Genomic DNA, 1,316 nt, shown 5'->3' on the forward strand with positions numbered 1-1,316 from the left:
CAACGACCGCGCGAACACCTCCGGCTGGCGCGCCATGGCTCACCTCCACCGGCCAGCCTCGCGATCACCAGCTCGGATGTCCACGCGACACGGTTACCACGTCAACGTTCCTTGCCGAGGCACTAGGTCTACCGGCTCTTCGACGACCAGGCCGTCTACACCCTCGCCGAGAACGACCCCGGCGACGGCCCGGCCTACCTCGACCACGCCGAACACGGCCTGGGCGTCTGCCCCGTCGTCCGGTTCCTCGACGAAGACGACCTCGACGCCGACAGCCCCGGCGTGGTCGCGCCAGTCCTCGACATTCAGGACCGGCTCAACTACCAGACCTTCCTGCTCATGACGACCGGCGAGCACGGCGCGCACCGCCAGCGCTGGGCCGCCGGGTTGGAGCTCGACCACGACGAAGAGCCACCGATCGGCCTAGACCGGCTGCTGCACTCCGACAGCCCGGAAACGCGGTTCGGCACGTTCGACTCCACGGACCTGTCCGGCTACGTCGCCGTCCTGGAACAGATCCTGCGGCACCTCGCCGCGATCACCAAGATCCCGGCGTGGGCGCTGGCTGGACACGGGCACGTCCTGGCCGCGCTCGACCGGGACCGCGCCGAGTCCGCCGAGCTGGCGCACCGCCGTCGGCCACGCCGCGCGACTGCCTGGCCGAGATGCCGCCGGCGTGGACATCATCGGCGTGGGCATCCCGTCGTCGCGAACCCGCCGAACTGACCTGATAACCGGCTGGTGAATCTGGATAGGACAGTCCACGCCGTCTGCTGCCGGAGTCTCATGGCCGTCGCATAGCGCGTGTACAGTGGAAGGAACCGGATCTTGGTGTGGCCTCCCCATGCATCGAGTGGCATGAGGACGGTGGACACAATGACGCTGCTGCGACAGAACCGCGAACTGAAACGGCTCGGGATCTGGAACTGGTCCCTACCCGCCTTCGCGGGCAAGCTTCCCGATGGCCGAAACTACAATGCCTGCCCCTCGGCCGGAATCTGTGCGCAAGCCTGCTACGCCCGCAACGGCACCTACCTCTTCCCCCAGGTGAAAGCACGCCACCAGGAGAACCTGCGCTCGACCATGGACGACCTACCCGGCTGGCAACACGCCATGCTGGATGAATTGTCGCACCAACGGTTCATCGACGCGTGGGTTCGGATCCACGACAGCGGCGACTTCTACTCCCTTCTCTGGGGGGCGTCAGCCTGTGGTGTGACGTTGCGTCGGTCGTCGGTGTGGCGTCCCATGCGACGGTTCTCTGGGGGTGTAGCTCTGTGGCTCTTTGTTGCCGAACAACGAGGAGCCGAGACACA

Annotated in this window: 3 protein-coding genes; 2 read left to right on the plus strand and 1 reads right to left on the minus strand. The window is 66.6% G+C overall.

Going from position 1 to position 1,316, the window contains the following annotated elements:
• Nucleotides 1–93 precede the first annotated feature (93 nt).
• Entirely contained in the window at nt 94–357 is a 264-nt protein-coding gene (locus tag ACLJOU_RS46885) for a hypothetical protein (protein ID WP_410575781.1), read from the minus strand.
• Here ACLJOU_RS46885 and ACLJOU_RS46890 point away from each other — a divergent pair.
• Both ACLJOU_RS46890 and ACLJOU_RS46895 read left to right on the plus strand, forming a co-directional pair.
• Nucleotides 340–726, plus strand: a complete 387-nt coding sequence (locus ACLJOU_RS46890; RefSeq protein ID WP_410575782.1) for a hypothetical protein — start codon at nt 340–342, stop codon at nt 724–726. The genes ACLJOU_RS46885 and ACLJOU_RS46890 overlap by 18 nt on opposite strands.
• A 150-nt stretch (nt 727–876) precedes the next feature.
• On the plus strand, nt 877–1,316 hold a 440-nt coding region (locus ACLJOU_RS46895; protein WP_410575783.1), incomplete at its 3' end, for a GP88 family protein.

This window comes from Amycolatopsis sp. cmx-4-61, from assembly GCF_046548775.1.
GTDB lineage: Bacteria > Actinomycetota > Actinomycetes > Mycobacteriales > Pseudonocardiaceae > Amycolatopsis.

Bases quoted from the DNA above. Each gene is read 5' to 3' on its own strand.
- ACLJOU_RS46890 (WP_410575782.1), top strand. From the start codon at position 340: ATGACGACCGGCGAGCACGGCGCGCACCGCCAGCGCTGGGCCGCCGGG.